This is a genomic window from Paenirhizobium cremeum (assembly GCF_047553425.1).
GTDB lineage: Bacteria > Pseudomonadota > Alphaproteobacteria > Rhizobiales > Rhizobiaceae > Allorhizobium > Allorhizobium cremeum.
Genome location: NZ_CP180217.1, coordinates 2,369,814 through 2,393,049, shown reverse-complemented (window position 1 = coordinate 2,393,049; position 23,236 = coordinate 2,369,814). Strand labels below are relative to the sequence as shown.

The following is a 23,236-nucleotide window of genomic DNA, read 5'->3' as shown; positions in this document are numbered from 1 at the left end:
TGTCGAAAAAGCCTTGGGAATGAAAGAGGGCGGGGGGCGAAATCGACGCTTTCCCCGGTGAATTGTGCACCGCAAAAATCCACCCCTTACATTATCTTCTTATTCTAATGTTCGTATGCTGTTACATTGGTGTCGCAATTCCGCCGGGGAGGTGGTGTGCGTACCGGCGGAGGCCTTCATTCCATGGAGAAGCCGCCCATGCGCATGGCATTGATAATCGCCAGCATCTTGTATGCCTCTACGGTCGAAGCTCACGACGCCCATTCCGGTTGGAGCTACGATCTCTATTGCTGCAACGGGGACGACCGTGGCGGCGACTGCCAGCAGATCCCCTCGTCGAGCGTCCGGATCGTGCCGGGCGGCTACCAGTTGACGCTTGCGCCGGGCGACCACCGGCTCGTCACCCGGCGTCACATTTTCAAGCTGCCGCAGAGCACCACGCGCCGCTCGCAGGACAGCGAATATCATCTCTGCCTGTTCCCGGACGAAAACACGCCGCGCTGTTTCTATGCGCCGGATATGTCGTTCTGACGGATGCTTCCCGCGGGCGTCAGCGCAGGTCGTCCGCCGCCAATGTCTCCACGATCCAGGCATGGAAGGCCTTGATCTTCGGCAGCTTGCGCTTGCCTTCGGGATAGGCGAGCCAATAGCCGCGTCCGTCGCTACCGAGAATATCGAAGGGCTGGAAAAGGAGGCCCATCGCCACTTCGTTGCGGTAGAATGTCGGCGTCAGGATGCCGACGCCCTGGCCGGCAATGGCGGCGTTCGCCTCGAAGGACTGGGCGCCAAGCCGGCTGCGCGGCCGGCTTTCTAGGTCGGGATCGTCAATGCCGGCGGCGCTGAACCAGATGCGCCACCACGGGTCGCCCGGATCGATGATGCGCAGCCGCAGCAGGTCTTCCGGACGGTGGATGCCGCCGACGCTCTGCGCAAGCGTAGGGCTGAGCATGGGAGTGAAGTCGCCGCGCATCAGGAACTGGCAATGGAGGCCGGGCCAGGTGCCGTTACCGGAACGGATGGCGATGTCCGCTTCCGTGCTGTTGAAGTCGATCACCGAGGACGAGGTTTCAAGGCGTACCGCAATGTTCGGATGCCTGATCTGGAAATCGCCAATCCGCCGCGCCAGCCATTGCTGGGCGAAGGTTGCCGTCGAGTGGATGGTGAGCGTGACCTGCGCCGTCTCGCGCAGATTGGCGACCGCTTCCTGCAGAAGGCCAAAGGCCTCCGAAACGCGCGGCGCAAGGCTCGCCCCGGCTTCCGTCAAGGTGACCTGCCGTGGCCGGCGCAGGAAAAGCTGTTCGCCGAGGATCTCCTCCAGCAACTTGATCTGGTAGCTGACGGCGGTCTGCGTCATCCCGAGTTCCTCGCCCGCCTTGGTGAAGCTCAGATGCCGGGCCGCGGCCTCGAACACCCGCATGCCGTTCAGCGGGAAGTTGCGGGACAGTTTCATGGATAAGTCCTCTTGATCCATGCAGACGGATCTTTCGTTGGAATACCGCGATAAACGCGCGCATTCTGTCTCTCATAGATCAACTGCAATTCTTCATTGTCAACGAGGGATCGGCCATGACGTATGTTATGCCGAATGGTTTCCTGCGCTTTTTTCGCCGGAGAAACAGGTTTTCCGCATGGCTGGCGAGGGTCCTTGCCCGCTCGTCGCGCAGGCGGGAGGCCATGTCGCAACAAGAGATGCGCGACCTCGGTCTTCTGGACGGTCGGCGGACACCCGGCCCCGAGCGCGGGGATCACCGCCGCGATGTCTGGTCACGCATCGGCTGGCCGCCGCGCTATCTCTGACGACACCGGCAATGCGGCCATGAGCCATGCCTGGAAGGCGCGGATCTTCGGCAGGTTGCGCCGGCCATGCGGATAAACGAGCCAGTAGGTGTTTTCGTCGGTCCAACTGAGGTCGAAGGGCTGTATCAGGCGGCCGGAAGCCAGTTCTTCCTGCACGTAGAAGGGACTCAGCATCGCTACGCCATGGCCTGAAAGTGCTGCACCAGCCTCCAGGTCGAGCGCGCCGAAGGCGTTGAGGCGGCGGGTCTTGCCCTGCAGGGTATCGACGCCGGCCGTCGCGAACCATACCTTCCACCTGCCGTCGTCGTCGTCGGAGATCAGCGGCAGTTTCAGGAGGTCGGCCGGTTCGTTGACGCCACCGATGCTTTCGGCGAGGCGCGGGCTGAGCATGGGGGTGTAGGAAAGCCGGATGAGCGGATGGCACACCAGACCCTGCCAGGGACCGATGCCGATTCGGATCGCGACATCGGCCGACTCCCGATTGAAGTTGGTCAGTTGCGTACCACGTTGCAGGCGAACGGCTATATGCGGATATTCGAGCTGGAAGTTGCCGAGATTTCGGGCCAGCCAGTGAGAAGCGAAGGTTGGCGTCGAATGGATTTCCAGGATTTCGTCGCCGCTGCGCCGGGCCTGGCTGATTGCATCTGCGAGCAATGTGAAGCCTTCGCTGACCTTCGGGAGCATGCGGGCGCCGGTGTCCGTCAACACCACCTGCCTCGGCTGACGCACGAAGAGCGGTTCGCCGATGTTCTCTTCGAGAAGCTTGATCTGGTAGCTGACGGCGGTCTGGGTCATGCCCAGTTCCTCGCCGGCGCGGGTGAAGTTGCCGAGGCGCGCAACCGTCTCGAAAACTCTCAGCGCATTCAGCGGAAACTGGCGGGACAACTTCATCGATAAGTCTTCTTTATGGCGCTTCGCTGAAATTGAATTGGAATTCCCCGAAAATCAACGGCATTTATTACTTCATCCATCAAACGAAACAATTGCTGTGGAGGCGACCATGCTGTCCGCAATCCGATTCGCATTTTCGTCGGAAAGTCAGTTCCTTGCCGGCATCCAACGGTTTCTCCGGCGTCTGATTGCCGGCGGACGCATGTCCATCGAGGAATTGCCCGAAGACCTGTTGCACGATCTCGGGCTGGAGAGGGACAATCTAAAGACGGACCGCCGCGAGGCCGATCGGCTGCTTTCGAACGCGCACGCCTATCGGTCGACGAGGCGTTCATCCTGACGGGCGGAAAGCCCGGCGGCCGGCCGGCTGCCGAGCAACCGGGTGACAAGCTCGGCCGTGACCAGGGCGGCAATCACCGCCGGCCGCTTGTCCTTCACCGTTGCGGCTCCGATCGGCAGCGTCAGCCGCGAGAGCCATGCGGCTTCACCCCCCTCGCGCATCAGCCAGCGGGAGAAGGTGGCCCGCTTGGTCGCCGAGCCGATCATGCCGGTATAGGCGAGATCGTCGCGGGCGAGCGCTTGCCGGGCAATCAGGAAATCGAGTGCGTGGTCATGGGTGAGGATGACGGCTGCGCCGCCCGGGCGAATGGCCGCAACCTCGGTTTCCGGCATGGGTACGTGGCGAAAGGCGACAGCCTCGGGCAGGGCACCCGCCTCGATGCTGCGGGTTTCCACCACCGTCACGTTGAAGGGCAACGGTGCAAGGGCTGCCGCCAGCGCAAGGCCGACATGACCGGCGCCGAACAGGACGATATCGGGAAAGGCCTGCTGTTCGCTCGATGCCTGTCGCAGGAGCCTCTCCCTGACGCTCCCGTCCACTTTGGTGAAACGCAGCAACGTGCGGCCGCCGCAGCATTGGCCGATTTCCGGTCCGAGCGGGATATCCAGCGTTTCGTCGGCTGCCTTGCCCGCAAGCAAGGCGCGGGCGTGGTCGATGGCGATGTATTCCAGATGACCGCCGCCGATGGTGCCGAACAACCTGCCATTGGCGACGACCATGAAAGCGCCGGCTTCCCGCGGGGTCGAACCCTTTGCTGCGGCGATTTCGACGAGGACGGCATTCGGGTGGGCGGTGAGGAAGGCGGGAAGGGATGGTTTGCCGGGCACGGGCCTCATGTGTGGCCACCCCCCTCTGGCCTGCCGGCCATCTCCCCCTCAAGGGGGGAGATTGGCAAGATTGCTGCCGCTCTGCCATGTTGCGAGATCATTGCCACGAACGGCATATCTTTCGAACTCAGCACATGATGACTGGTGGGCACATTTCCCCAAATCGATCTCCCCCCTTGAGGGGGAGATGCCCGGCAGGGCAGAGGGGGGTACCGTTCAGCCACGGCGGTCAACTCCTGTAATGCGTTGTATGTGTGTGCATACCTCATCGATTTGATGCAGGACCTCGTCATTGGTGAAGCGAACGGCCTGCCAGCCGAGTGCCGTCAGTTCTGCTGTCCGCAGCCTGTCCAATTCGATGGTGTGATCGTCGCTATGAGTGGAGCCATCGATTTCGACAATCAATTGGTGCTCTGGACATGCGAAATCGACGATATAGCCTCCGATCGGCATCTGTCGGCGAAAGCCCATCCCCATCAGGCGATGTGCTCGCACCGCGTTCCAGAACTTGAGCTCGGCATCGGTCAACGCCTTGGGCATTCGGCGTGCATTGCCTCGATGGCGATCCGTCACTGCAAAATGCGACATTGCCCGGCTCTCATTGCTGCCCTAGCCCCTCTTCAACCTCTCCACCGCCATCAAGACCCGTTCCGGCGTTGCCGGCGCATCCAGCCTGGGGCAGACCTTGTAGTCGGCGACGCTTGCGACTGCCATGGAGAGCGCTTCCAATACGGAGATCGCCAGCATGAAGGGCGGTTCGCCGACGGCCTTGGAGCGGCCGATGGTGGGTTCGGCGTTTTCCGACCACTCGGCAAGCCGGGTGTTGAAGATCTTCGGCCGGTCGGAGGCGAGCGGGATCTTGTAGGTGGAGGGCGCATGCGTCCTCAGCCGGCCCTTGCCGTCCCACCACAGTTCTTCCGTCGTCAGCCAGCCCATGCCCTGCACGAAACCGCCCTCGATCTGGCCGATGTCGATTGCCGGGTTCAGCGACTTGCCGACGTCGTGCAGGATATCGGTGCGGTCCATCAGGTATTCGCCGGTCAGGGTGTCGATGGAAACTTCCGAACAGGCCGCGCCATAGGCGAAGTAATAAAAGGGCGTGCCGCGGCCGGCGGCGCGGTCCCAGTGGATCTTCGGTGTCTTGTAGAAGCCCGCCGCCGAAAGCTGGACGCGGGCGAAATAGGCCTGTTTGACGAAATCGGGGAAGGGAATTTCCTTCGATCCGACGCGCACGCGGTTCGGCAGGAATTCCACCTCGTCCGGCGGTACCGCGAATTTTTCGACAGCAAAGGCGACGAGGCGTTCCTTGATCTGGCGGGCGGCGTCATAGGCGGCCATGCCGTTGAGGTCAGTGCCGGAGGAGGCGGCGGTCGCCGACGTGTTCGGCACCTTGCCGGTCGTCGTCGCGGTGATCTTCACCCGTTCGACATCCACCTGGAAGCAGTCGGCGATGACCTGCGCAACCTTGGTGTAGAGGCCCTGGCCCATCTCCGTGCCGCCATGGTTCAGGTGGAACGAGCCGTCCTGATAGACATGCACCAGCGCCCCGGCCTGGTTGAAGGCGGTCATGGTGAAGGAAATGCCGAACTTGACCGGGGTGAGCGCTATGCCCTTCCTGATGACGGGGCTCGTCCTGTTGAACTCGACGATTGCCTTGCGCCGAGCCTGATAGTCGCAGGATGTCTCGAGTTCCTCCACCACGCGGGCGATGATGTTGTCCTCGACCGTCTGGTGATAGGGCGTCAGAACCCGCTCGGAACCCGGTTGCCCGTAGAAGTTCGCCTTGCGGATGTCGAGCGGGTCCTTGCCGAGCGCATAGGCAATTTCCTCAATGATGCGCTCGCCGCCCAGCATGCCCTGCGGACCGCCGAAGCCGCGATAGGCGGTGTTGGAAACCGTATGGGTTTTAAGCGGTTGGGAGGTGAGTTTCACATGCGGATAGAAATAGCTCGAATCCGCGTGAAAGAGCGCGCGGTCGGTGACGGGGCCTGAAAGATCGGCCGAATAGCCGCCGCGGGCGGCGAAGTTGGCCACCAGGGCATGCAGCCGGCCCTCGTTGTCGAAGGCGACGTCGTAATCCATGCGGAAGTCGTGGCGCTTGCCGGTTACAGTCATGTCCTCGTCCCGGTCGGGACGGAACTTCACGGCGCGGTTGAGCTTCTTGGCGGCCAGCGCTGCGAGTGCCGCGAACTGGTTGCCCTGGGTCTCCTTGCCGCCGAAGCCGCCGCCCATGCGGCGCACGTTGACGGTGATCGCATGGGAGGGGATGTCGAGCACATGGCCGACGATATGCTGCACTTCCGAGGGGTGCTGGGTGGAGGACCAGACGGTCACGTCCTCGTCCTCGCCCGGAATGGCGAGCGCGATATGGCTTTCGAGATAGAAATGTTCCTGTCCGCCGATCCGCATCGTTCCCTGGATGCGGTGTTCCGCCCTGGCGAGTTCTTCTTCCGGTTCGCCGCGTTTCAGCGTCATGCCGGACGTGACGAGCGGCGCGCCGTTTTCAAGCGCACCGTCGACATCGGTCCAGAACGGCAGGTCGTTATATTCGATTTTTGCGAGACGTGCGGCACGCCGGGCGGCATCGCGCGTTTCGGCGATGACGGCGAAGATCGGCTGGCCGTGGAATTCCACCTTCGTTTCGGCAAGCAGCGGCTCGTCGTGATGGCCGCCGGAAGACACGTCGTTGACGCCGGGCACATCCTTGCCGGTCAGGACGCAGACGACGCCCGGATAGGCCTTGACCGCTGAAAGATCCATCGAGACGATTTCCGCGTGCGCACGATCCGCCATACCGAGCGCACCGTGCAGAAGGCCGGCGGGTTCGGGAATATCGTCGATATATTCGGCACTTCCGCTGACATGCTTATGAGCTGAATCATGGCGCAGCGGCTGGTGCATCGGGCCGTTGATGTATTTGTAGAGTTCGTAGCTCGCCTTATCCATGGCTCAAATTCCTGCGTCCGCTTGCCTGCCCGTCATCACGCTTCCTCCCGCTCGAAACGCTGCAGTTCCTGGGGCGTTCCCGAGGTTTCGAGGAAGAACCGGGTCAGGAGGTTCTTGGCCGTGAGCTGGCGATAGTCCGCCGTCGCGCGCCAGTCGGTAAGCGGCTTGTAGTCCTGGTCGAAGGCATGGCGAGCTTCGGTGACGGTCGCTTGCGTCCATGGTTTGCCATAGAGGGCCGCTTCCACGGCGCGGGCGCGCTTCGGCGTTCCAGCCATGCCGCCGAAGGCGATGCGGATGCCGGTCACGCTGCCATCGTCAGCGAGCGACAAGTGGAAGGCGCCGCAAAGCGCGGAAATATCCTCGTCGCGCCGCTTGGAGATCTTGTAGACCGCATAATGGGCGTCGGCTTCCGGCCGGGGCACGAAAATGCTCTCGACGAATTCGCCGGTGCGGCGGTCCTGCTTGCCGTAGTCGATGAAGAAATCCTCGAGCGGCAGTTCCCGGCTGCCGGCGGCGGAGCGAAGCCTGACCTTTGCACCCAGGGCGATCATGGCGGGCGGCGTGTCGCCGATCGGCGAGCCGTTGGCGATATTGCCGCCGATGGTGCCCATGTTGCGCACCTGCTGGCCGCCGATGCGTTCGATCAGCCGGCCGAAGGCGGGGATTTCCTTGCGCAGCGTCTCGAAGCCCTGCGTGTAGCTGACGCCGGCGCCAAGCGTGATACCCTTGCCGTCGATGGAGACGGTCTGCAGGTCCGCGAGATGATTGATGAAGACCACGGGGTTGATCGACCGCATCTGCTTGGTCACCCAGAGGCCGACATCAGTCGCGCCGGCAACCACGGTCGCCTTGGGTTCCTCCGCAAGGATATCGGCGAGCGCTGCGACCGAACCCGGCACGATGAGGCGGCGGTCGTCCCTGACGATGGTGATGGTTTCCGCAGTCTGCAGGTTCCACAGGCGCGCCATGATGCTGGCGCGGTCGCGCTCAAGCGGATCGAAGAGCGAGCTTGGCCGGGTGCGCGACACAAGCTCGGCCGCCTTGACGATCGGCTCGTAACCCGTGCAGCGACAGAGATTGCCCTGCAGCGCCCGTTCGATTTCGGCGCGGGACGGGTTGGAACTGGTCAGCCACAGACCGTAGAGCGACATGACGAAGCCCGGCGTGCAGAAGCCGCATTGCGAGCCGTGACAGTCGACCATGGCCTGCTGGACGGGGTGAAGCTGGCCGTCGGCTGCGGCCAGATGCTCGACGGTCACGACATGGGTGGCGTTGAGCGAGCCGAGGAAGCGAATGCAGGCATTCACAGTCTCATAAGTCAGCCTGCCATGGACGAGACGTCCGACGAGTACGGTGCAGGCGCCGCAATCGCCCTCGGCGCATCCTTCCTTCGTGCCGGTCAACCGACGCTTGAGGCGCAGGAAATCGAGAAGCGTCTCTGTCGGTTCGAAGCTCGAAAGGGCGATGTCCTCGCCGTTCAGGATGAAGCGGATGCTATCGGTCATTGAATGCCTTTTTCTTGCGGGGCATTCGCCCCGATCTTCCCTCAGGTATTGCGCGCCGTCTTACTGTGCCGTCCAGCCGCCATCGATCGAGATGTGCGTGCCGGTGATCTGCCTTGCCGCGTCGCTTGCCAGGAACAGCGCGACGGCCGCGACCTCCTCGACTGCGACGAATTCCTTGGTCGGCTGGAATTTCAGCATGACCTCGGATTTCACCTGTTCCTCCGTGATGCCGCGGGCTTTCGCCGTGTCGGGGATCTGCTTTTCCACCAGCGGCGTCAGCACGTAGCCCGGGCAGATGGCGTTCACGGTCACGCCGAATTCGGCAAGCTCCAGCGCCACGCTCTTCGTGAGGCCCATGATACCATGTTTTGCTGCCACATAGGCCGATTTGAAAGGCGAGGCGATCAGGCCGTGGGCAGATGCGACGTTGATGATGTGTCCGTGACGCCTTTCCTTCATCGCCGGAACGGCGGCGCGAATGGTGTGGAAGGAGCTGTTGAGGTTGATCGCGATGATCTGGTCCCACTTTTCTTCCGGGAAATCCTCGACCGGCGAGACATGCTGGATGCCGGCATTGTTGACAAGCACGTCGACCATGCCGAATTCGCGGGCGGCGGTCGCCATCAGATCGCGGATCTCGGCGGGCTTCGTCATGTCGGCGCCGTGATAGATGGCGCGGCCGCCCATCGCTTCGAGACCCTGACGGATTTCCTCGATCTCGACGGCGTTGCCGAAGCCGTTGATGACGACATTGTCGCCTGCCGCAGCAAAGCCCCTGGCGATTGCCAGGCCGATGCCGCTGGTCGAGCCTGTGACGACGACTGTTCTGCCCATTTCTACCTCTCCCACATGAAGCCGGCGTTCTGCTGCGCCGCAAAAGACGGTGAAAAGTTACGCGCAAACCGCGCATGCTGGCAATCGGATATTTGGCGGGTATCTGGAGGGGAGCCTGTTGCCTTTTTTGCAATGGGTCGGGACGTCCACCCGCCTGCGAGCGAACACTGTGTTGTCTTTCCGGTGATTTGCCCTTGTCGGTTCCGATCTCTATTTGTGTCGTGACTTCAACGGGAGATCGTCATGGAACTCGGACTTTATACCTTCGCGGACGTCGATCCGAACGCCGCCAACAAGGGCGCGGAAGCCAAGCGCCGTGTCGACGATCTGCTGGAGGAAATTCAGCTGGCCGACGAAGTGGGGCTCGATGTCTTCGGTCTCGGCGAACACCACCGTCCCGATTACATGGCGTCGTCGCCATCCACCATTCTTGCCGCTGCTGCCGTCAAGACGAAGAACATCCGCCTGACGAGCGCGGTCACCGTGCTTTCCTCTGACGATCCGGTCCGCGTCTTCCAGCAGTTCGCTACCGTCGACCTGTTGTCGAACGGCCGTGCCGAGATCATGGCGGGACGCGGTTCCTTCATCGAGAGCTTTCCGCTGTTCGGCTACGACCTTGAGGATTACGACCTGCTGTTTGCCGAAAAGCTGCAACTGCTTGGAGAGATCCGCGAGAACGAGATGGTGACCTGGGAAGGCGAGACGCGCAAGCCGATTGCCGGGCGCGGCGTCTATCCCCGTCCGCTGCAGGACCCGCTGCCTTTGTGGATCGCCATTGGCGGCACGCCGCAATCGGCGGCGCGGGCCGGCTATCTCGGCCTGCCGCTGGCGCTTGCCATCATCGGCGGCGAACCCCGACGTTTCGCGCCGCTCTTCGATCTCTACCGCCAGAGCGCGGCCAAGGCGGGTCTCGACCCGAAGACGCTGAAGAGTTCGATCAACGTGCACGGTTTCGTTGCCGACACGACCGAGAAGGCGGCCGACACCTTCTACGAGCCGCAGGCGATTGTGATGAACCGAATCGGCCGCGAACGGGGCTGGGGACCGACCAGCCGCGCCCATTTCGACATGTCGCGCGGGCCGGAGGGCGCTCTCTTCGTCGGCGATCCCGAGACCGTCGCGGAAAAGATCGTCGCCAATCACAAGATCTTCGGCAATGACCGCTTCATGCTGCAGATGGCAATCGGTCCCATGCCGCACAGGGACATCATGCGGGGCATCGAGCTTTACGGCACAAAAGTCGCGCCTCTGGTGCGAAAGGCATTGACCCCGTCGGAAGCGGGGGCGTAAGCACCCCGCATCCCCTTTGCGACAAGACAGGGCCTTCGGCCCGAAAGACGAGCGATGATTGTATCCAGTGACGACGACCTGATCCGGCTCAAGGAGATCGGGCATATTTGTGCGGTGGCAGTAAAGACCATGGCAGCGGCGCTGGAGCCGGGGATCACCACGCGGGAACTCGACCAGATCGGCCGCAAGGTGCTGGAAGACGCCGGCGCACGGTCGGCGCCGGAACTCTGTTACCAGTTTCCGGGCGCCACCTGCATCAGCGTCAACGAGGAAGTCGCCCACGGTATTCCGGGGGATCGCAAGATCCTCGCTGGCGATCTCGTCAACATCGACGTCTCCGGCGAGAAGGGCGGCTTCTTCGGCGATACCGGATCGTCCTTCATCGTGCCGCCGGTGACGCCGAAGCTCGAGCGGCTGGTGCGCGACGGCAAGCGGGCTATGTGGGTCGGGCTCAACCAGGTCCGCACCGGCCAGCCCATGGCCAATATCGGCAATGCCATCGGCACATTCGCGAAGAAGAACCGCTACACGCTGATCCAGAACCTTGCGAGCCACGGCATCGGCCATTCGCTGCATGAGGAGCCGAAGGAACTGGCGACCTGGCCGGACCCGGACGAGACGCGCATCATGGAAGAGGGGCAGGTCTTCACCGTCGAGCCGTTCCTCTCCATCGGCGGCCTGTGGGCCGAGGACGGCGACGATCCGTGGACGCTCTTCAGCGAACCCAAGGCGCCGACGGTGCAGTTCGAGCATACCGTCGTCGTCACCCGAAACGGCCCGATCATCCTGACGCTTGCGGAGTAGGGCGCATCCCTTCACCTCCGCTGCCAATCCTGCGGCGCGTTTGACCTCAGTGGTCGGACGCGCTATTTTGTATTACAAATGGAGGAAAAAATGCATAAAGGTGGCAATCTTTCCGATCCTCTCACCTTGCGTCTTCCCGTCGATGTGCTTGGGCAAGTCGAAGAAGTTGCGCGGATTTGCGAGCGTAGCCGGAGTTGGGTCATTGTCCGTGCCCTGAAATCCTATCTCGCAAGCGAAGGACGAGAACTCATTGAGTTGGCCGAAGCCCGGGCCGAGGTCGATGGAGGCGCCGGGGTCGATTTAGACGATGTGATCCGGGACCTAGAAAATGCAGCCAAGGATGCCGCTGCTTGAAGGTCATTCTGTCGCCCGGAGCGCGTGATTATATCAAGTCCGAGGCAGACTATCTGCGAGCGCGCAACCCACAGGCAGCCCGCGATTTTGTCGAAAACCTGAGACGGTTGAAGGAGCATCTTTCGACTCTCCCCAAACTCGGCAGGGTTTCCGAAGAGCTTCCGATGCCGGGTGTCTTCCGGTTCGTACAGGGTTCTTATCTGATCGACTATGAAGTGCGCGCTGCCACCGTGGTCATTCTGTCCATCCGACACGGACATCAGCGACCGCTAACTGTGCTGCTCGATGATGACCTCGATCTGGAAGAGCCTTGAATTGGCTCTTTTACCTGCCTTCCATCAAGCTGCGTTGAGCGGGCGATCAGTATTTGTGGTTTGTCGAGCCATTGGTGCGGTGCGATAAGCCGCGTATGACAAACGGCAATTCCCAAGGTTTCGATCTTTTCAGGACGGCTCTTTCCGGGGCGCTGGCGATGGCCGCCGCCATGGGCTTCGGGCGTTTTTCCTTCACGCCGATCCTGCCGGGCATGGTGACCGACCTCGGCCTCTCGAGCGGCGAGGCGGGGCTGATTGCGGCGGCGAATTTCGCCGGTTACCTCATCGGAGCGATCCTTGCCGGGCATGGCTGGGCGGCTGGGCGCGAACGGGGCGCGGGGCTTTTCGCGCTGACGGTCAGCACGCTGCTTCTGGCCGCCATGGCGGGCGTCGAAACGGTCTGGGCCTTCTGTCTCCTGCGCTTTCTCGCGGGACTTGCAAGCGCTTTTGCGATGATCTTCATAACCTCCGTTGTACTCGGTCACGCGGCACGGGCGGGCAGCGAGGCTGTTCAATCGGCGCACTTCGGCGGCGTGGGGCTCGGCATCGCGCTCTCGTCGCTGACGGTGGCGCTGGTCGCATTTTTCGGACCGTTCGGGATCGCTTCCTGGCGGGTGGACTGGCTGGCAGGTGCCGGCATCAGCTTCATCGCCCTCGTGATTGTCTTGGCGCTTCTGCCGCCGGCCCCCAAATTCGAGGTAACGCCCAGTCCCGAACCGGCGCTTGTGTGGAAGCTTCCGCTGGTGCTGCTGACCGTTTCCTACGGGCTGTTCGGCTTCGGCTACGTGGTGACCGCCACCTTCGTCGTCACCATGGCGCGCATGAGCGACGCCGGGCCGATGGTCGAGTTCCTGACCTGGTTCCTGGCGGGCTGCACGGCGGTGGTTTCCCTGTTTGCCTGGCGACCGGTGATGATCCGCATCGGCCTGCGGGGCGTCTATGTCGTGAGCCTGCTGATCGAGGCTGCCGGCGTGCTGGGATCGGTGCTGCTGCCTTCGCCGCTTGCCCCCATCGTCGGCGGGCTGATGCTGGGCGCGACGTTCATGATTAACACAGCCTATGCGCTGCGGATCGGACGCCAGCTTGCGCCGGCAAGCCAGCGCCGGGCGCTCGCTTTCCTGACTGCCGCCTTCGGTGTCGGCCAGATCCTCGGGCCGCTGGTCGCCGGTCAGCTTGCGGAATGGACGGGGAGCTTCAGTGCCGGGACGGTTGCCGCGGCCATCGCCCTTCTGGCGGCAGTGCTGTTCGTCCTGCCGGTCTACCGCCGGCTCGGCTAAGCTGTGAATTGGCTTCGACCGATCCGGTTACATTTTGGTAATGGCATTGCTGGGTTCTTGGTTCTGCCCTAATTTCGCGCGACAGACCGGGTTTCAAACGCCCTCCCGTTTCACGCCGAGAAAGCACCCGCCCCGTGTTTCAGTCCTTCTTTCCCAAGCCTAAACTGTTCTTCTCCTCCTTCGCCATCTGGACCCTGCTCGCGATCCTCGTCTGGTATCTGGCGGGCGCACAAATGGGTGCGGCACTCGGCTTCCAGCCGATGCCGGAAGATGCGGAGCCGATCATCAACCTGAGCTTCTTCGTCACGGCCGACTACCTGTGGTTCTACCTCTACGCGGCGGTGTGGGCGGCTGTCTTCGGCCTGTTCTGGGAATATTACGCCAAGGATCATCCGTGGCGGCACTGGGCGATCTGGGGTTCCTACTTCATCATCTTCACCACCTATTTCGACGTTCAGGTGTCGGTCCTGCTCAATAACTGGCGCCGGCCCTTCGGCGACCTCCTGCAGAACGCATTGACAGGCAAGCCCGGTATCACGGAGTGGGACTTCTACAGTCTGATGATTACGTTCTGGAGCATCGCCTTCCTGAACGTGGCCGTATTCGTCGTGGTGCGCTTCTTCGTCAGCCACTATGTGTTCCGCTGGCGGACCGCGATGAACGACTACTACATGTCGAAGTGGCAGAAGGTTCGTCATATCGAAGGCGCGTCCCAGCGCGTGCAGGAAGACACCATGCGCTTCGCCACCACCTTCGAAGGGCTCGGCGTCAGCCTGATCGACGCGGTGATGAACCTCGTCGCCTTCCTGCCGATCCTGTTCGTGCTGTCGAAATACGTGACCGATCTGCCGATCATCGGCCAGATTCCCCACAGCCTGTTCTGGCTGGCGCTCGTCTGGTCCGTCTTCGGTACGGGGCTTTTGGCGGTTGTCGGCATCAGGCTTCCGGGGCTGGAGTTCCGCAACCAGCGCGTCGAGGCCGCATACCGAAAGGAACTCGTCTATGGCGAGGACCATGCCGACCGGGCGCAGCCGCTGACCGTCGCCGAGCTTTTCACCAACGTGCGGCGGAACTATTTCCGGCTCTATTTCCACTACACCTATTTCAACCTCGCACGGTCGTTCTACAATCAGGCCGATGCGCTGTTCCTGATCTTCATGCTGGTGCCGACCATCGTCGCCGTGAAGATCACCTATGGTATCTACCAGCAGATCGCGACCGCCTTCGGTCAGGTGTCGAACTCGTTCCAGTATCTCGTCAACGTCTGGCCGACCATCGTCGAACTGCTTTCGATCTACAAACGTCTTCGCACGTTCGAAGCTGCGATCGATAACGAGGCGCTGCCGGAAATCGACCAGAAATATCTCGAGCGCGAACAGCAGTTCGGCGAGATCGAGGCGAACAAACACTGATAGCTGCCGAATAGCCTGCACCTTCAGCCGCGCCGGATCGCTCCGGCGCGGTTTCTTTTCGGGAGAAGGGCAGGCGGGGTTGAACTTGGGGTATTGGCATCAGGCGTTCCGCCTGCCCCGGCTGCGATCTTCGCCTCGGTCTTCGGGTTATCGTCGGAGGGCTTCCGAAGGACCGTAATCGCAACCGCCACCGGCGACCGGTTCATGATCCTTGGTGCGCCGGTTCGCGAAGCCGGTTTCCCATCCGATGGCCTCACCAGACTAGGCGATCACGGCAGAGCGGGGACGCCGGAGGGGCGGTTCCTCCGTCAAGCCATTGATGGTGCGCGTGAATTTTTCGGGAAGGGGCCGGAATTATCCCCGTCCTATATCAGGAACGGGGAGGCGGCTGCCGCTTTGCCAGGATATCCATCGCTTCCGAATAGCTGACGCAGGCGACGTCCGGTCGCTGGCAGACGTCGGTGACCAGCCGTTCCATGGCGCGCCAGTAGGCGCCGTCGTTCATTTCGACGAAATGGAAACCGAACTGAACGGGGATGCGCTCGCCATCATATTGGGCCTCGAAGGCGGCCTTGAAGGCTGAATAGGTGCGCTCCTCGAACTCCTGCGAGCGGGACGGGTTGTCGAGGCCCGCCGAATGGCGGACGAAGAGATTGTAATCCATGCCGATGATGCGGCGGCCCTGTGGCCCTTCGGGGATCAGCGGCAGGCCGAATCGGGTGATCGCACCATCATGCTGCGGCAATGCCGGTCCCTTGGTCACGAGGCTTGCGTCGAAGGCGAAGCCATAGGCCTTTTCCGCCTCGACAAGGCTTTCGGGCGCCGAGAGATAGGGCGCGCGGAAGCCCCTGATCCCGTGATCGGCGAAGTTCTGCCAGCCTTCCGGTTCCTTGTCTGCAAGACCGTTCGCCTTCCAGGCATTGGTGAGCGTCGTACGGAAGGTCGCAAATTCCGCAAGCCAGTCGACCTTCGACCAGTCCTTGCCATCGAAATGGCCGCAGGCATGGCTGGCGATCTCGTGGCCCTCGAGATGGGCGCTCCACAGATTGTCGAGCCGGGTCCTCACGTCTTCCACGGTCGGCGCGAAACCGACATTGGAACGCCCGGCCTTCTGGCCCGGCGCCTGGTAGCCCTTGGAGGCGGAGCGCGGAATGAGCGTGGTGCAGGAGAGGAAATAGGTGAAGTGGGCGTTGGCGGCACGGCGCGCGATATCGCGGCTCTTCGTCCACAGCGCATTGTCATGCGCGCCGTCGAAGGAAATCAGCAACAGCTGTTTCGGCTTTTCCGGGGCAGGTTTCACCTGTTCTTCCGCCGGCGTCGGCGGTGTCTGGCCGGCCTCCCGCATCGGCTCCGCCATTGACGGCAGAGGCAGGAAAAGGGCGAAGGAAAGGATGGCGGCCGGACGAAACATGCGAGAACCCGTAGCAGAACGAAGCGGGCGTCCTGTCATTCAAATGCGGCGAAGCTTTGAACACACTGGAAATCGGTCCCCGAGATCACTATTCCATGATGAGCAAAATCAAGACGAGGTCTTACCAATGGCAATCCTGATTCTCGGGATCATCCTGTTTCTGGGTATGCATCTGATCCGGGTGGTCGCCCCGGATTTCAGATCGAGAATGGTCGACAAGTTCGGTGAAAACGGCTGGAAAGGCATTTATTCGCTGCTGAGCATCATCTCGCTCGTCGTGCTGATCTATGGCTGGGCGATCTCGCCCACGATCAACCTTTGGTTCCCGCCGACCGGCATGTCACATCTGACGGTGACGCTGATGCTGCTGTCGATGATCTGTCTGGCCGCGGCGGAACTGCCTGCCGGCCATATCGCCACGAAGACGAAGCATCCGATGATCCTCGGCGTGAAGATCTGGGCCTTCGGCCATCTGCTCGCCAATGGCGATCTCGCCTCGCTTTTGCTGTTCGGCTCCTTCCTCGCATGGGGCGTGATCCTGCGCATCGCGCTGAAGCGCCGCGAGCGGGCGGGCCTTCTGACGCTGCGTCCGTTCGTCTCGGCGAAGTATGACCTGATCGCCGTCGTCATCGGCGCGGTGATCTGGGCGCTGTTCATCTGGAAGCTGCACCTCTGGCTGATCGGGGTGGCGCCGATCCCGATGTAATCCGCCGCTCGGGGCGCCTTTCGCCGGCGGTGCCGCGCTTGTGACTGCAAAGGATGCTTCCATTTGGGCATCCTTTGCTCTAGGAAGGCCGCTTATACAGCAGAATGCACTTGAAAGGCCGGCCTTTCCGGAACGAGACATGGTGGACAACAACGACAGTTTCATTCGCGAAGTCAATGACGAGCTCCGTTCGGAGCAGGTCAAGATGGCCTGGCGAAAATTCGCGCCGGTTATCATCGGCGTCGCTCTCCTGATCGTTCTCGGCACCGCGGGCTATCGCGGGTATGAGTACTGGCATTCGCACCGTTCGTCCGGGGCAGGCGACCAGTTCCTCGCAGCGCTGACGCTTGCCAACGAGGGCAAGCGTGACGAGGCGACCGCCGCCCTCGCGGCCCTGGAAAAGGACGGCTACGGGGCCTATGCGGTTCTGGCGCGGATGCGCTCGGCAACCGTGCAGGCGGAGAAGGGCGATGCGGCGGCCGCAATCGCCGCCTTCTCCGATATCGGCAAGGATACTTCCGTTCCGCAGGTCATCCGTGACGTGGCGCGCATGCGCGCCGCCTGGCTGCTGATCGACGCCGGCACCTACGAGCAGGTGTCCGCCGAGGTCGAGGCCATGGCGACGCCGACGGATGCGATGCGCCATTCCGCCCGCGAGGCGCTCGGCCTTGCCGCATACAAGGCCGGCGACATGGCACGCGCCCGCGAATGGTTCGAGCAGATCACCGAGGACCCCGAGGCTCCGCGCAACGTGCAGAACCGTGCCCGCATGCTGCTCGACATGATTACCGCGTCCGGCAAGGCATCGTAAGCCGGCTTGGGCGCTGGAGCCCGGAAGGATAAAAACCGCATGAGCTTCACCGTCGCCATCGTCGGCCGCCCGAATGTCGGCAAGTCCACGCTTTTCAACCGTCTGGTCGGAAAGAAGCTGGCGCTCGTCGACGATACGCCCGGCGTGACGCGGGACCGGCGGCCGGGCGACGCCAAGCTCGTCGACCTGCGCTTCACCATCATCGATACCGCAGGTCTCGAGGAGACCGGCCCTGACACGCTCGAAGGGCGGATGCGGGCGCAGACCGAGGCGGCCATCGACGAAGCCGACCTGACGCTGTTCGTGGTCGATGCCAAGTCGGGCCTGACGCCGCTCGACAAGACGTTCGGCGAACTCCTGCGCCGCAGCGGGAAGCCGGTCGTCCTGGTGGCCAACAAGTCGGAAGCCCGTGGCTCCGACGGCGGCTTCTACGACGCCTTCACGCTCGGTCTTGGCGAACCCGTGCCGATTTCGGCCGAACACGGCCAGGGCATGATCGACCTGCGCGACGCCATCGTCGCCGCAATCGGCGAAGAGCGGGCCTTCCCGGAACCGGAGGACGAGGCGGAGACCGATGTCGCCATACCCCGGACAGGCGAAGGCGAGGGCGAGGACGAGGAAGAGCCTGATTATGACGAGACCAAGCCGCTGCGGGTCGCGATCGTCGGCCGCCCGAATGCCGGAAAATCGACGCTCATCAACCGGTTCCTCGGCGAAGACCGGCTTTTGACCGGCCCCGAAGCCGGAATTACCCGCGACAGCATTTCCGTTGAGTGGGACTGGCGCGGCCGCACCATCAAGATGTTCGACACGGCTGGTATGCGGCGCAAGGCGAAGGTGCAGGAGAAGCTCGAAAAGCTCTCCGTTGCCGATGCGCTGCGCGCGATCCGTTTTGCCGAGACGGTGGTGATCGTCTTCGACGCCACCATTCCCTTCGAAAAGCAGGACCTGCAGATCGCCGATCTGGTGCTGCGCGAGGGCCGCGCCGCCGTGCTCGCCTTCAACAAGTGGGATCTGGTCGAGGACCCGCAGGCAGTGCTGGCCGACCTGCGCGAGAAGACCGAGCGCCTTTTGCCGCAGGCCCGTGGCATCCGCGCGGTGCCGATTTCCGGCCAGACCGGCTACGGCCTCGACAAGCTGATGCAGAACATCATCGACACCGACCGTGTGTGGAACCGTCGCATCTCGACCGCCAAGCTCAATCGCTGGCTGGAGCATCAGCAGATCCAGCATCCGCCACCGGCGGTTTCCGGTCGGCGTATCAAGCTCAAGTACATGACGCAGGTGAAGGCGCGTCCGCCGGCCTTCATGATTTCCTGCACGCGCGCCGATGCGCTGCCGGAGTCCTATGTGCGTTACCTGACGAACGGACTGCGCAACGATTTCCAGCTGCCGGGCGTGCCGATCCGCATTCACTTCAAGGCGTCGGACAACCCGTTCGAAAACCGCAAGAAGAAACGCTGATCTTCCGGCTCACGCGCCGATCTGACGACCGGACTGGCGCAACAGCAGGCGCTTGCGCCGTGCCTGGGTCTTGGCCTCGATGACGTTGTCGAGAAACTGCGTCGTTGCTGCCTGCCATGAAAAGGTTTCGGCGAGCGCACGCGCCTTCTCGCGCGAGCAGTGGAGCGCCTTCAGGCAGGCGGCTTTCAGGTCGTCGTCGAGCGCGCCGGCTCCGCTTTCGGCAGGAATGATATCGACGGGACCGGTGACCGGGAAGGCCGCGACCGGAACGCCCGACGCCATGGCTTCGAGGATGGTGTTGCCGAATGTGTCTGTCTTCGAGGGGAAGACGAAGACATCGGCCTGCGCATAGGTTTCGGCGAGATCCTCACCGGTCTTGACCCCGGTGAAATGCACGCGCGGATAATGCGCTTCCAGTTCGGTGCGGGCAGGGCCGTCGCCGACCACGACCTTGGAGCCCGGCAGGTCGAGATCGAGAAAGGCCGGCAGGTTCTTTTCCACCGCCACGCGACCGACCGTCATGAAGATCGGGCGCGGCAGGTTCAGCGGGTTTTCGACCTGCGGGCGCGGCCGGAACAGCGCGGTGTCGATGCCGCGGCTCCAGAGACAAAGGTTGTTCAGGCCCTTTTCCGCAAGTTCGCGGCGCAGGCTTTCCGTCGCCACCATGCAGGCGCCGCCGCGATTGTGGAACCAGCGGACATAGGCATAGAGCCAGGACAGCGGGATCGGCGCGCGGGCTGCGACATACTCGGGAAAACGGGTGTGGTAGCTGGTCGAAAAGGGCATGCCGTGCTTCAGGCACCAGCGACGCGCCCAAAGGCCGAGCGGACCTTCGGTCGCGATATGCATATAGTCCGGCCTGTTGTTCTCGATGGCGCGGGCGACCTGGGTGTAGCGGGCGAGGGACAGACGGATTTCCGGATATGTCGGCATCGGAATGCTGGGGAAGGGCTGCGGCGTTATCATCGATACCTCGACGCCCATCGCCGCCAGCTCGCGGTTGGTGTTCTCGATGGAACGCACCACGCCGTTCACCTGCGGATGCCAGGCATCGGTCACGATGGTCAGTCTGGGCATAATCTCTCGCTGCCTCCGGGATCGGCCGCGTCCCGGCTTCCGCCGGATGATCGCTGCGCAGCAGCCCGCGTCTTGTGGGAGCCCACAAGGCGACTCCCGCCGTTTTCGTTTCCGGCTTTATGTGATGATAGTATTACAGGTTGATGTCAGCGGCAGCCGTCTGCGCGGCCATCCTCCGCACAGATGGTTCGGAACAGAAATCCGCGGACGGGATTGGTATCCAGGGCCGCTTGGCCTTTCGCTGCGAGACGGTACTATTCAGATCACGATTCCCGCCATTCAGGATCTTTCCATGACGACAAGCCACAGCAAGGCCCACCGCAAGGCCGATGAGGGGGCCAGGCCTTCCACCGGCAGCGCAGACTGGTGGCGCGGAGCGGCGATCTATCAGGTCTATCCGCGCTCCTTCCAAGATACCAACGGCGACGGTATCGGCGATCTCAAGGGGGTGACCCAGAAGCTCTCCTACATCGCCTCGCTCGGCGTCGATGCGATCTGGCTGTCGCCTTTCTTCACCTCGCCGATGGCGGACATGGGCTATGACGTCTCCGATTATTGCGATGTCGATCCGATGTTCGGCACGCTTGCCGATTTCGATGAGATGATGGCGGAGGCGCACCGTCTCGGCCTCAAGGTCATCATCGACCAGGTGTTGTCGCATACGTCCGACCAGCATCCCTGGTTCAAGGAGAGCCGGTCGAGCCGGACGAATCCCAAGGCGGACTGGTATGTCTGGGCGGATGCGAAGCCGGACGGTACGGCGCCGAACAACTGGCTGTCGGTGTTCGGCGGACCTGCCTGGGAATGGGACGGGGTGCGCAAGCAATACTACATGCACAACTTCCTGGCTTCGCAGCCGGACCTCAATTTCCATAATCCCGACGTGCAGGACGCCCTTCTGGCCGCCGTCCGGTTCTGGCTCGACAGGGGCGTGGACGGCTTCCGCCTCGATACCGTGAACTATTACTTCCACGACAAGGCGCTGCGCGACAATCCTGCGCATGTGCCCGATAGCGAGGAAGCGGGCCTCGATGCGCCCGACGTCAATCCCTACGGCATGCAGAGCCATCTCTACGACAAGACCAGGCCGGAGAACATCGCTTTCCTGAAGCGGTTCCGGGCGCTGCTCGACGAATATCCCGACCGGACCAGCGTCGGTGAAGTGGGAGACGGAGCGCGTTCACTGAAGACGGTCGCGGCCTATACGGCGGGCGGCGACAAGCTGCACATGTGCTATACCTTCGATCTCCTGGGGCCGGACTTTACCGCCGGCCATATCCGCAGCTGCGTCGAATCCTTCCGCAAGCTCGTGGCCGACGGATGGGTGTGCTGGGCCTTTTCCAACCATGACGTTACCCGGCATGTCAGCCGGTTCTCGACGACGCCGGAGGAGCGGGAAGCCGTGGCAAGGCTTGCAATCAGCGTGCTTTCCAGCCTTCGTGGTTCCATCTGCCTCTACCAGGGCGAGGAACTGGGGCTGCCGGAGGCCGAGCTTGCCTTCGAAGACTTGAGGGACCCCTACGGTATCCGTTTCTGGCCGGCCTTCAAGGGACGCGACGGATGCCGCACTCCTATGCCCTGGAACCGGGAGGTGGCGAATGCGGGGTTCACCACGGCATCGAAGCCCTGGCTGCCCGTGCCCAAGGACCATGCAGCACTTGCCGTCGACGGCCAGGAGGGGCAGGCGCGCTCGGTACTGTCGCATTATCGGGACACGCTCGCTTTCCGCAGGGCGCATGCCGTGCTCTGCGACGGGGAGATGGAGTTCCTGAAGAGCGAGGAGGACGTGCTGGCCTTTACCCGCTCGAAGGGCGAGGAAAGGCTGCTCTTCGTGTTCAATATGGCAAGAGAGCCGAGGACAGTCACCCTGCCGGTCGGCGTCGTCGTGAGACAGGTTCTCGACATGCCGGGCCTTCGCGGGGCCATCGAGAAGAAAGGCCTTCGTCTCTGCGCGCTGGACGGTTTCTGCGCGAGGGTGTGAGGAAGCCGGCGGTTTTCGCGGGCAGGGCCTCGGGGGCGACCCTGCCTCAGGCTTCCGCCAGTTCGCCCGGGCGGGTTCTCAGTCGCGTTACATCGGCAAGCGGCGGCGCGCCGAACTGCCGGCGATATTCGCGGCTGAACTGGGACGGGCTGTCATAGCCTACCCGGCGGCCTGCCGTCGCCGCATCGAGCGCCTCGGTCAGGATCAGCCTGCGCGCCTCCTGCAGCCGGAGCTGTTTCTGGTATTGCAGCGGGCTCATGCTGGTCATGGCGCGGAAATGTTCGTGGAGCGAGGAACTGCTCATGCGCGCCTCCGCCGCCAGAACCTCGATCGAGAAGGGGCGGTGGAAATTGCTTCTGATCCAGTTGATGGCGCGGTTGACGTTCTGCAGGCGGTGGTTCGGCGTCAGCATCTGGTGCAGCAGGCCGGCATGCTCGCCGCGCAGCAGCAGGTAAAGCAGCTCCCGCTCGACCAGCGGCGCCAGGAAGGGGATGTCGTGCGGCCGGTCCAGCAATCCGACGAGGCGGATTGCGGCATTGAGAAGGGCTTCCGGCGTTTCGGCGATGCCGAGCGCCTTGCACTGGGGGGCCGCCTGCAGGATCGGGGTGTTCATTTCGAGCACCAGCGCGCCGAGCAGGGCGAGATCCAGATCGAGCCGCAGGCAGAGATAGGGCTCCTCCGGCGTCGCATCGATGACATGGCCGAGCACGGGTAGATCCAGCGAGACGATCAGATGGTGTCCGGCACCGTATTCCAGCACCCGCTCGCAGGCCTGAACGCGCTTCCGGCCCTGGGCGATGATGCAGATCGACGGCTTGTGCACGCCGTGAATCGGATCGGTCGGCCGGCTCAAGCGGATCAGTGTCAGGCGCGGCACGGGCGTCGGCTGCAATCCCTCCTGCGTGGCGTGTCGTGCAATCAGTTCTTTCAATTCAATATGCGGTTTCATGGCGAGGCTGCTCCTGAGCCCTGATTGGCCTGGGTTTTCGGGTCTTAACTAGGAAGTCTGTCCGGCGATCCCAAATGGAGAATCGTGCAATTCGGAGGATTGTGCAATCCTTGCGGCCATCTGTTCTACCGCTCCCGCGATCTCCGTCCCCATATTCCCGTCATTCGCCGATGGGCGGCGAGATGCAAAACGCAGGAGGACGGGAAGATGTCCGCACTTCAATATGTTCTTGAAAGCCCCTTGCGC

Annotated in this window: 23 protein-coding genes; 13 read left to right on the top strand and 10 right to left on the bottom strand. The window is 62.7% G+C overall.

Annotated elements, in window-relative coordinates; all coding sequences use genetic code 11:
• The first annotated feature begins 198 nt into the window (after positions 1–198).
• Positions 199–531, top strand: a complete 333-nt coding sequence (locus ACLBKR_RS11800; protein ID WP_112831108.1) for a hypothetical protein — start codon at positions 199–201, stop codon at positions 529–531.
• 19 nt (positions 532–550) lie between these two features.
• Here ACLBKR_RS11800 and ACLBKR_RS11795 read toward each other — a convergent pair whose 3' ends face one another.
• The gene (locus ACLBKR_RS11795) at positions 551–1,450 is read right to left on the bottom strand and encodes a LysR substrate-binding domain-containing protein (RefSeq protein WP_414899336.1); all 900 of its coding nucleotides are present in this window, start codon (positions 1,448–1,450) and stop codon (positions 551–553) included.
• Positions 1,451–1,566: 116 nt separating this feature from the next.
• Here ACLBKR_RS11795 and ACLBKR_RS11790 point away from each other — a divergent pair, with 116 nt between their 5' ends.
• Positions 1,567–1,797 carry a hypothetical protein gene (locus tag ACLBKR_RS11790; protein WP_113448849.1) on the top strand — a complete coding sequence of 77 codons (231 nt, stop codon included), beginning with the start codon at positions 1,567–1,569 and terminating at the stop codon, positions 1,795–1,797.
• On the opposite strand, the gene ACLBKR_RS11785 is transcribed toward ACLBKR_RS11790, so the two are convergent.
• Positions 1,765–2,688, bottom strand: a complete 924-nt coding sequence (locus ACLBKR_RS11785; RefSeq protein ID WP_112831106.1) for a LysR substrate-binding domain-containing protein — start codon at positions 2,686–2,688, stop codon at positions 1,765–1,767. The genes ACLBKR_RS11790 and ACLBKR_RS11785 overlap by 33 nt on opposite strands.
• Positions 2,689–2,725: 37 nt before the next feature.
• Here ACLBKR_RS11785 and ACLBKR_RS11780 point away from each other — a divergent pair, with 37 nt between their 5' ends.
• On the top strand, positions 2,726–3,028 hold the full coding sequence (locus tag ACLBKR_RS11780) for a hypothetical protein (RefSeq protein ID WP_162759200.1): 303 nt from the start codon (positions 2,726–2,728) through the stop codon (positions 3,026–3,028).
• Here ACLBKR_RS11780 and xdhC read toward each other — a convergent pair.
• The 5 genes from xdhC to ACLBKR_RS11755 form a co-directional block, all read right to left on the bottom strand.
• Positions 3,001–3,864 carry a xanthine dehydrogenase accessory protein XdhC gene (gene xdhC / locus ACLBKR_RS11775; protein WP_113487324.1) on the bottom strand — a complete coding sequence of 288 codons (864 nt, stop codon included), beginning with the start codon at positions 3,862–3,864 and terminating at the stop codon, positions 3,001–3,003. The genes ACLBKR_RS11780 and xdhC overlap by 28 nt on opposite strands.
• A 207-nt stretch (positions 3,865–4,071) precedes the next feature.
• Entirely contained in the window at positions 4,072–4,443 is a 372-nt protein-coding gene (locus ACLBKR_RS11770; RefSeq protein ID WP_162757246.1) for a DUF559 domain-containing protein, read from the bottom strand.
• Positions 4,444–4,464: 21 nt separating this feature from the next.
• Positions 4,465–6,801, bottom strand: coding sequence for a xanthine dehydrogenase molybdopterin binding subunit (xdhB, locus tag ACLBKR_RS11765; RefSeq protein ID WP_113457167.1), 2,337 nt, complete (start codon positions 6,799–6,801; stop codon positions 4,465–4,467).
• A 35-nt stretch (positions 6,802–6,836) separates the two neighbouring features.
• Entirely contained in the window at positions 6,837–8,306 is a 1,470-nt protein-coding gene (xdhA, locus tag ACLBKR_RS11760) for a xanthine dehydrogenase small subunit (protein WP_113339239.1), read from the bottom strand.
• Between the two features lie 60 nt (positions 8,307–8,366).
• Positions 8,367–9,140, bottom strand: coding sequence for a 3-hydroxybutyrate dehydrogenase (locus ACLBKR_RS11755; protein ID WP_113457166.1), 774 nt, complete (start codon positions 9,138–9,140; stop codon positions 8,367–8,369).
• A gap of 243 nt (positions 9,141–9,383) precedes the next feature.
• On the opposite strand from ACLBKR_RS11755, the gene ACLBKR_RS11750 reads away from it, so the two are divergent.
• From ACLBKR_RS11750 to sbmA, 6 genes are all read left to right on the top strand, one after another.
• Positions 9,384–10,430, top strand: coding sequence for an LLM class flavin-dependent oxidoreductase (locus tag ACLBKR_RS11750; protein WP_113339237.1), 1,047 nt, complete (start codon positions 9,384–9,386; stop codon positions 10,428–10,430).
• A gap of 54 nt (positions 10,431–10,484) precedes the next feature.
• The gene (map, locus tag ACLBKR_RS11745) at positions 10,485–11,234 is read left to right on the top strand and encodes a type I methionyl aminopeptidase (protein WP_113448854.1); all 750 of its coding nucleotides are present in this window, start codon (positions 10,485–10,487) and stop codon (positions 11,232–11,234) included.
• A 90-nt stretch (positions 11,235–11,324) separates the two neighbouring features.
• Positions 11,325–11,588, top strand: a complete 264-nt coding sequence (locus ACLBKR_RS11740) for a ribbon-helix-helix protein, CopG family (RefSeq protein ID WP_113426700.1) — start codon at positions 11,325–11,327, stop codon at positions 11,586–11,588.
• Positions 11,585–11,902 carry a type II toxin-antitoxin system RelE/ParE family toxin gene (locus ACLBKR_RS11735; protein WP_113448855.1) on the top strand — a complete coding sequence of 106 codons (318 nt, stop codon included), beginning with the start codon at positions 11,585–11,587 and terminating at the stop codon, positions 11,900–11,902. The genes ACLBKR_RS11740 and ACLBKR_RS11735 overlap by 4 nt, the downstream gene beginning before the upstream one ends.
• Positions 11,903–11,997: 95 nt before the next feature.
• Positions 11,998–13,179 carry a YbfB/YjiJ family MFS transporter gene (locus ACLBKR_RS11730; protein ID WP_113448856.1) on the top strand — a complete coding sequence of 394 codons (1,182 nt, stop codon included), beginning with the start codon at positions 11,998–12,000 and terminating at the stop codon, positions 13,177–13,179.
• 134 nt (positions 13,180–13,313) lie between these two features.
• Positions 13,314–14,591 (top strand): peptide antibiotic transporter SbmA, encoded by a 1,278-nt coding sequence (sbmA, locus tag ACLBKR_RS11725; protein ID WP_112831094.1) that lies wholly within the window; start codon positions 13,314–13,316, stop codon positions 14,589–14,591.
• 370 nt (positions 14,592–14,961) lie between these two features.
• Here the strand turns inward: sbmA and ACLBKR_RS11720 are convergent, their stop codons facing one another.
• On the bottom strand, positions 14,962–16,002 hold the full coding sequence (locus ACLBKR_RS11720) for a polysaccharide deacetylase (RefSeq protein WP_113442677.1): 1,041 nt from the start codon (positions 16,000–16,002) through the stop codon (positions 14,962–14,964).
• Between the two features lie 127 nt (positions 16,003–16,129).
• Here ACLBKR_RS11720 and ACLBKR_RS11715 point away from each other — a divergent pair, with 127 nt between their 5' ends.
• From ACLBKR_RS11715 to der, 3 genes are all read left to right on the top strand, one after another.
• The gene (locus ACLBKR_RS11715; protein WP_113448858.1) at positions 16,130–16,708 is read left to right on the top strand and encodes an NnrU family protein; all 579 of its coding nucleotides are present in this window, start codon (positions 16,130–16,132) and stop codon (positions 16,706–16,708) included.
• Between the two features lie 139 nt (positions 16,709–16,847).
• Complete coding sequence (locus ACLBKR_RS11710) at positions 16,848–17,519, top strand: tetratricopeptide repeat protein (RefSeq protein ID WP_113339232.1); 672 nt, start codon at positions 16,848–16,850, stop codon at positions 17,517–17,519.
• A gap of 39 nt (positions 17,520–17,558) precedes the next feature.
• Positions 17,559–18,983, top strand: a complete 1,425-nt coding sequence (gene der / locus ACLBKR_RS11705) for a ribosome biogenesis GTPase Der (protein WP_113437006.1) — start codon at positions 17,559–17,561, stop codon at positions 18,981–18,983.
• A gap of 9 nt (positions 18,984–18,992) precedes the next feature.
• On the opposite strand, the gene ACLBKR_RS11700 is transcribed toward der, so the two are convergent.
• A complete protein-coding gene (locus tag ACLBKR_RS11700) occupies positions 18,993–20,060 on the bottom strand; it encodes a glycosyltransferase family 4 protein (RefSeq protein ID WP_112831089.1) in 1,068 nt (355 codons plus the stop codon).
• A gap of 292 nt (positions 20,061–20,352) precedes the next feature.
• Here ACLBKR_RS11700 and ACLBKR_RS11695 point away from each other — a divergent pair, with 292 nt between their 5' ends.
• Positions 20,353–22,041: an alpha-glucosidase family protein gene (locus tag ACLBKR_RS11695; protein ID WP_113448859.1), complete on the top strand. Its 1,689-nt coding sequence runs from the start codon at positions 20,353–20,355 to the stop codon at positions 22,039–22,041.
• Between the two features lie 46 nt (positions 22,042–22,087).
• Here ACLBKR_RS11695 and ACLBKR_RS11690 read toward each other — a convergent pair whose 3' ends face one another.
• Positions 22,088–22,990, bottom strand: a complete 903-nt coding sequence (locus ACLBKR_RS11690; RefSeq protein WP_112831087.1) for an AraC family transcriptional regulator — start codon at positions 22,988–22,990, stop codon at positions 22,088–22,090.
• Positions 22,991–23,236 lie beyond the last annotated feature (246 nt).